At 50.6% G+C, this 7010-nt stretch carries 7 protein-coding genes; 2 read left to right on the top strand and 5 right to left on the bottom strand.

The window, feature by feature from the left end; genetic code table 11:
* Window positions 1–725: 725 nt before the first annotated feature.
* Window positions 726–938: a hypothetical protein gene (locus tag SQ11_RS17380; RefSeq protein WP_156972522.1), complete on the bottom strand. Its 213-nt coding sequence runs from the start codon at window positions 936–938 to the stop codon at window positions 726–728.
* 472 nt (window positions 939–1410) lie between these two features.
* On the opposite strand from SQ11_RS17380, the gene SQ11_RS14335 reads away from it, so the two are divergent.
* Window positions 1411–1989: a peroxiredoxin gene (locus tag SQ11_RS14335; protein WP_041514879.1), complete on the top strand. Its 579-nt coding sequence runs from the start codon at window positions 1411–1413 to the stop codon at window positions 1987–1989.
* A gap of 11 nt (window positions 1990–2000) precedes the next feature.
* On the opposite strand, the gene SQ11_RS14330 is transcribed toward SQ11_RS14335, so the two are convergent.
* Genes SQ11_RS14330 through lolA form a run of 4 tightly spaced genes read right to left on the bottom strand, consistent with a single transcriptional unit; the run spans window position 2001 to window position 6099 of the window.
* Window positions 2001–2708, bottom strand: a complete 708-nt coding sequence (locus SQ11_RS14330) for a DUF6781 family protein (RefSeq protein ID WP_041514878.1) — start codon at window positions 2706–2708, stop codon at window positions 2001–2003.
* A gap of 40 nt (window positions 2709–2748) precedes the next feature.
* Window positions 2749–4119, bottom strand: coding sequence for a serine--tRNA ligase (serS, locus tag SQ11_RS14325; RefSeq protein WP_041514877.1), 1371 nt, complete (start codon window positions 4117–4119; stop codon window positions 2749–2751).
* A 50-nt stretch (window positions 4120–4169) separates the two neighbouring features.
* Window positions 4170–5483 carry a replication-associated recombination protein A gene (locus SQ11_RS14320; protein ID WP_041514876.1) on the bottom strand — a complete coding sequence of 438 codons (1314 nt, stop codon included), beginning with the start codon at window positions 5481–5483 and terminating at the stop codon, window positions 4170–4172.
* Entirely contained in the window at window positions 5476–6099 is a 624-nt protein-coding gene (gene lolA / locus SQ11_RS14315) for an outer membrane lipoprotein chaperone LolA (protein WP_041514875.1), read from the bottom strand. Before lolA ends, SQ11_RS14320 begins: the two co-directional genes overlap by 8 nt.
* 398 nt (window positions 6100–6497) lie before the next feature.
* Between lolA and SQ11_RS14310 the strand changes: the two genes are divergently transcribed.
* Window positions 6498–7010: methane monooxygenase/ammonia monooxygenase subunit C (locus SQ11_RS14310; protein ID WP_041514880.1), on the top strand; the 513-nt coding region annotated here is incomplete at its 3' end.

Genomic DNA, 7010 nt, shown 5'->3' with positions numbered 1-7010 from the left:
AATCCGGAATACATGGCAAACGTCAGGGCTCCCGCCAGCGCTGCTGTTACTTTACTACTCATATTTCCCCCCACTTGATTACTGATGACAGTACGACCCAATAATAATTACAAAAACCCAATGTCAGGCCCGGCCCGTGAGATGGTATCCAGATTTTATCCTTGCTTAGATCGATACCTATGAGATATTCCCACGCACACAAAATATCTTCTCAACTTAACTTCTATTCCGCCAAAATAACCCTATTGCGAATGTCAGTAATTGTGTTATTCTATGGCCTTGTAGCCGTTGCAAAACACTAAGAATAAGAGGCAAGTCTATAAGTTCAAAGTTTCAATGAAAAAAATTCGGAGCCTATTTCTTAATTAGATCCGAATAATGAAATTTTCTTGCTTGATGCGAACTCTGAATTAAAAAAAGAAGCGATAAAATTAACTTGAAAATGCAACTGTAATTTCGATGCGATGAATATGCTTTTAGATTATTTTTTTAAAATATAAGCATTTTTCCGTCAACTATTTAATCTTCCTTATTCACCCAAGCCACGGTTTTTAAGTAAATTATTATCTTTTCATTTCTCAAGCAATCAGAACAAATTCGTTTCGTATTAACAGCAATTTCCATGTATTCGGCGCTGTTTTTTGTGTAGCACGCCCCATATAAATCAGAACAAAATTCTACCACACGAAAATTACACGTACAAGAAAGAAAGCGATCTTGCTAACCTAAATTAATAATGCCCCTATTCTAAAAAGCGGTATTTTTCCCTCTTTAAAATGTGGTAATTTTACCCTATTTGAATTGTGGCGATTTCCATCCGGGATAGAAATTTGACATCCCAAGAAGTGTCCATTTTCTTCTTTACATTGCCCATTCCAAAGCAAAAGCCGTAGCAATTTATCTGCCGTATCCATTTCTTCCGTCACTGCTGCGATCATGCAACGGCAACACATAGGGTTTTTCACTAAAAAAGGCCCCGTGCCAACCAAGTTATTCTGTTGTCAAATCCATACTGTTAATAAGGTTAAGACAAATCATTTATTTTGATACTATGGTCTCACTCGACGGCCGGGAATCACCTGAATAATTCAATGAAACCTTATTTATCCCGTCCCCCATCCGGAAGAGAATCGAGCAAGCACCCAACCTCGACGCATAAACACGCCTGGAGTCCGGGACTCTTCTTGCATAGAGCTCAAAAAACTCAATCAGCCTAAATCATCAGACACTGATGGCAAAATTACGATGGGATAAACATTGATGATCCGTCTCCTGAAGGTGGATACGATGGGAGCCAGGGTTACCTACAAACGACCTGCGGGAACGAACGAGCGAGCGAAAACTCTGGGCTCGTGCAATAATTACCCGGTTTTCCTCAACTTTTTAACAGAACCACATTAGGGGTATAAAATGGCAGAAACCGCGAATATCATTAGCGCAAGCACCGCCCCCGAGCTACAAACTTCAGGATGGCTCAACACCGCGCGGCCGCCTACACTGGCGTCACTGCGTGGCAGAGTAGTCGTTCTTCACACTTTCCAAATTTTCTGCCCGGGTTGCGTGCAGGTCGGTATTCCTCAAGCCCAGAGAATATCCCAGGAGTTTGATTCCAAGCGGGTCGCTGTGATCGGGCTGCATACCGTCTTTGAACATCACGCTGTAATGGGCCGCGATGCACTTGAAGTATTCGTGCATGAGTATCGATTGCGCTTTCCTATTGGAATCGATAAATATGATGGAGAACCACAAGGCATACCGCTCACAATGCGCGCATACCAAATGCAGGGAACGCCGACCCTTATCCTGATCGACAAATCCGGGCGTATTCGCATGCATAAATTTGGGCATGTGAGCGATCTCTCGGTAGGATTCTCGATCGGCGCATTACTCTCTGAAGAGGTCGAAGTCGATGAGCCCGTGGCCAATCCCACAGCGACCGGAAGGGACAGCGAAAATACTGTTTGTGACGAGAATGGATGCAGCCTCTGATGGGAAGCCGGCTAGCCCGGCTTCTTAGTCTTATCGTCCGGCTTAACCCGCTCCGCGATGCCGGTAAGTAAGCCAGCAGCCACTTGGCGCATGAGATCGGTGATGGCGTGAGTTAATTGGAGGCCAGCCTCAAGCCGGGTCTGACCGGCAGAGGTGATCTCGTGATTAAATGCTGCAAGGGTTTCCTTCAACTGTGAGCCAACAGAGGTCCCGTTGCGCTTCGCATGCGCGACCAAATCGTGCAAGGTTTCCGACACCACTTTCTGGGCGGTGGAAGCCGATGCCTGTATGATTTCAAGAAAAAGATTTTCAACGCTTTCCAGTTCATTCCGAACTCGGGTGAGCTCCTCGCTGGAAAACTTCTGCGCGCGGCCTGCCGCTTCCTCCAAAGCCAGTTTTGACGCTTCCGCGAACTGTGCCAATGCGGCATCCAGTCCGGCAACCGCGTCACGAACCGGCGTCAGCGCCGTCTGCGGATGTACGGAAGTATGTTGCAGTTTTTGCTGCGCGCCTTCACGCACGCCTTGCATCACCGCCGTTATGATGCGCCGCAGGGATTCGAGATCGCGGTGTTGCGTACTGAGTGCTTTGACCGTCAGATCTCGAACCGCCTGCTGAACATTATCGCCCTTTGCAATAGCGCTACGAACCTCGGCTTCGAGCGCCGATGTATCCGCTTTTGCGTCATGAGCAGCTCCGCCCCCCGTTTTCTTCTGCATGGTAAAACCTCCTTAAATGACGAAATAATGGATGCGCAATTTACTTTTCCATTCTGCGCACAAGCCGGTCAAGACCGCCCATGTAGGGTTGCAAGACCTTAGGAATAGACACGCCGCCCTCGATATCCTGAAAGTTTTCAAGAATCGCCACTAGCGTTCGTCCTACCGCGAGTCCCGAGCCGTTAAGGGAATGCAACAGTTCCGGTTTGCCTTTCTCGTTGCGGAAGCGTGCTTGCATCCGCCGTGCCTGAAATGCTTCGCAGTTACTGCATGAGGAAATTTCACGATAGGTATTTTGCGCGGGCAGCCATACTTCGATATCGTAAGTCTTGGTTGCAGCAAAACCCATGTCGGCAGTACATAGCGCCATTACGCGATAAGGCAACTCCAGTTTCTGAAGAATCTTTTCAGCATGACCGGTAAGCGCTTCCAGCGCTTCATAGGACGCTTGCGGATGCACAAGTTGCACTAACTCCACTTTGTCGAACTGATGCTGGCGGATCATACCGCGTGTGTCTTTGCCATAGCTGCCCGCTTCGGAGCGAAAGCAAGGCGTATGCGCGGTGAGCTTAATGGGAAGGGATTCGCATGCGACAATCTTATCGCGCACAATGTTACTGAGTGGAACCTCCGCAGTGGGAATCAAATACAAATTATCATCATCCAGCCTGTGTTGCGAGTTCCCGGACGATTGGCTTTGATCGCTTTCCGCCTGCAAAGGGGAGTCGGCTGAATTAACTCTCCGCCGAGGAATCTCGAATAAATCCTCCTTGAATTTTGGCAATTGCCCAGTGCCCCGCAAGCTCTCCGCGTTGACCAGGTACGGCACGTAGGCCTCGGTGTAACCATGTTCCCGCGTATGCGTATCCAGCATGAACTGGGCAAGCGCGCGATGAAGCCGCGCCAATCCGCCCGTCATCAGGCTGAAGCGCGCACCGCTCAGTTTTGTGGCGGTAGGAAAATCGAGCAAACCCAGGTTCTCGCCAATGCTCACATGGTCGCTCACCTCAAACTCGAATGCGCGCGGCGTTCCCCAACGGCGTACCTCCCGATTATCGGCTTCGCTTGCGCCTTCCGGCACGCTGGTATGCGGCAGATTGGGAATTTGCAGCAATATATGCTGCAATGCAGCTTGAGTTTGTTCAAGCCGCGCTTCGGCCTGCCTAAGATCATCGCCTAGATTATCCACTTCCGCCAGGATAGCGGTAACATCCTCACCTTTGCTTTTGGCATTGCCAATCTGTCTGGAGATGGCATTACGCCGCGCTTGCAGTTCCTGTGTGCGGGTCTGAAGCGTTTTGCGTTCCGCTTCCAGCGAGTTGAATTCCGTAACGGGAAAAGTATAGCCGCGTTTGGCGAGAAGCCTGACGACGTTTTCCAGATCGGTGCGTAATAACTGAATATCTAACATGCAAACTCCAAAAAACGTATCTTACGCTGGGTTCTGATAAGCACCGCTATCTACGGCATTTTTTTCGCCTGCCTGTCCAATTCGCGCAAATGCATCAGCTTTTCCGAAATTTTCCCTTCCAGCCCGCGCATGGTGGGTTGGTAAAAATCAACCTCTGGCATGCCTTCCGGAAAATAATTCTCCCCGGCGGCGTAGGCTTCCGGATCGTCGTGAGCATAGCGATACTCATGTCCGTAGCCTAATTCCTTCATCAGCCTGGTGGGCGCATTTCGCAAATGCTCAGGTACGCGATGGGACGGGTTGCTGCCAATGAAAGACCGGGCTTTATTATACGCAAGGTAGGCGGCATTGCTCTTCGGCGCGCAGGCAAGATACAGCGTTGCTTGCGCCAGCGACAGCTCTCCTTCCGGACTCCCCAGGCGTTCGTATGTCTCGGTGGCATCGAGCGCGATCCGCAATGCGCGTGGGTCGGCCAAGCCGATGTCCTCCACCGCTGCCCGAATCAACCGCCGCCCGATGTAAAGCGGATCGGCGCCTCCGTCCAGCATACGGCACATCCAGTATAGCGCGGCATCCGGATTGGAACCGCGAAGCGATTTATGCAGGGCCGAAATCTGATCATAAAATTCATCACCGCCTTTATCGAAACGGCGTGTACCACGAATGAGCGCGCTCTGGACATAATCCCCTGTTATTTCTGTCAGTCCGCCGGCCGCCGCCGCGGTTTTTATCTGTTCCAGGAAATTGAGCAAACGCCGTGCGTCGCCATCCGCATATTCGATCAGCAAGCGCCTGGCGTCATGGGTAAAACTCAATTCCGGCAATGCCAGATTTATTGCCCGTTCAAACAGGATCATGAGCTCGTCTTCAGACAAAGCGGTAAGCACATAAACCTGCGCACGCGACAATAGCGCGCTGTTGACCTCGAACGATGGATTCTCGGTGGTGGCTCCAATGAATGTCACCAAACCCTGTTCGACATATGGCAGGAACGCGTCCTGCTGTGATTTGTTAAAGCGATGCACCTCATCCACGAATAGAATGGTGTGGCGACCCGATTGCTGCAATACGAGTCCCGCTCGTTCTATCGCTTCACGGATATCCTTGACGCCCGACAATACCGCCGACAGCGCAATGAACTCCGCATCAAACGCCTGCGCCATAAGCCGCGCCAACGTGGTTTTGCCGGTACCGGGCGGCCCCCACAATATCATTGAATGCGGTTTACCGGATTCAAACGCGAGCCGCAACGGCTTGCCTGTCCCAAGCAAGTGGGATTGCCCGACAACATCTCCCAGTTCTTGCGGGCGCAATCGTTCTGCAAGAGGCGCTGCGGGCTCCCGCTTTTCAAACAAATCAGTCACTGATTACGTCCGCCCCTTGGGGGGGACTGAATTTGAACAACTCTGCCGAAAGCTTGGGGTTTTGTTCCACCCGGGAAAATGTGAGCACCGTAGTCTGACCAAAGTTATCGTGCAGCTCCATCGCTTTCAATTCGCCTGTCGGAGAGAATCCCAAACGCACCCATTCGAAAGTGCCCTCCTTGGCTTTGGGCTTTGCCTCGAGCCATTCCGTATCCCCCTGCAACCCGATTTCAGTCAGGTCAAAATCGGCCTCGATATTGCTGCTGCCCGCGAGCAGCGCAGCGGGGCTGGTACCGATAGCGAGATCCAGCTTGCGTACCGTCACCTGATCGAGATCGCGATCGTAAAACCATATCCGGGTCCCGTCCCCGACTATCAATTGCTCGTATGGTTTTTCGTATACCCAACGAAATTTGCCAGGACGCTCGAATTGCATGGTACCGCCCCCTCTTTGCACCGTACGCATATTCTTGTCCAGCACCGTTTGGATAAACGCCGCGCGAACCGTACGCGTATCCTGGACGAAAGTCTTGAGACTGCTAATTGCTCCGGCCTCCGCAATGGAAGCAAACAAGGAAAGCAGCAGCAAGAAATAGGATCGTTCTAGAAAATTCATAATGTTTCTCGATAGCAGTGAGCCACGGATCGATGCGAGTCTCTTAAAGAAGCCACAATTTGCCCTGCGGTGCATGCAATGCGCCAATCGTGGAACTCATCCGACTTGATCGAGGTTGCAACTGCAATTTTACCGGCTTCTGCCTTTATCAGGGCGGATAAAACATATTGACGCAGCGTGATCATGATAACGTGAGTCGCGTAAGCGATTTTTCGCCAGTTCGAATGTCTCATAGATATATACTCTTGTTTCATAAGGATTAAAAAGATTATCTAAAAACCACAGTATATTTGTGGGAACTCCATGGGAATGTCTAAGTCTAAAATACGCTTGCGGATTTATTTCGCTGCTAAAAGTTGGTAGTATTATTGTCAACTATAGGTATAGGAGGACTCAAAATGGCAACAACAGTAGAAACATCAGGCAGCCACGCGGGGTCGAGCGGCCGCGACTACGACATGTCGCTGTGGTACGACTCCAGGTGGTATAAATTTGGACTGATCACCATGCTTGGGGTAGCGATATTCTGGATCTGGTTTCAACGGACCTTTGCCTACTCGCATGGCATGGACTCGATGGAGCCGGAATTTGAGAAGGTATGGATGGGGTTGTGGCGTGTGCACATGATCGTCATGCCGATCTTTGCGCTGGTCACCTGGGGCTGGATCTGGAAGACACGGGACACCAACCTGGACAACCTGGACCCGAAACTGGAAATCAAGCGTTACTTCTACTGGATGATGTGGCTGGGCGTATACTTGTTTGGCGTGTACTGGGGTGGCAGCTTCTTCACGGAGCAAGACGCCTCCTGGCATCAAGTGATCATCCGCGACACCAGCTTCACCCCGAGCCATGTGGTAGTATTTTATGGCTCCTTCCCGATGTACATCGTCTGCGGCGTGGCCAGCTAC

Source organism: Nitrosospira sp. NpAV, from assembly GCF_000832065.1.
Classification (GTDB): Bacteria; Pseudomonadota; Gammaproteobacteria; order Burkholderiales; family Nitrosomonadaceae; genus Nitrosospira.
The sequence above is the reverse complement of the archived record's forward strand: the minus strand, read 5'-3'. Positions and strand labels throughout refer to the sequence as shown.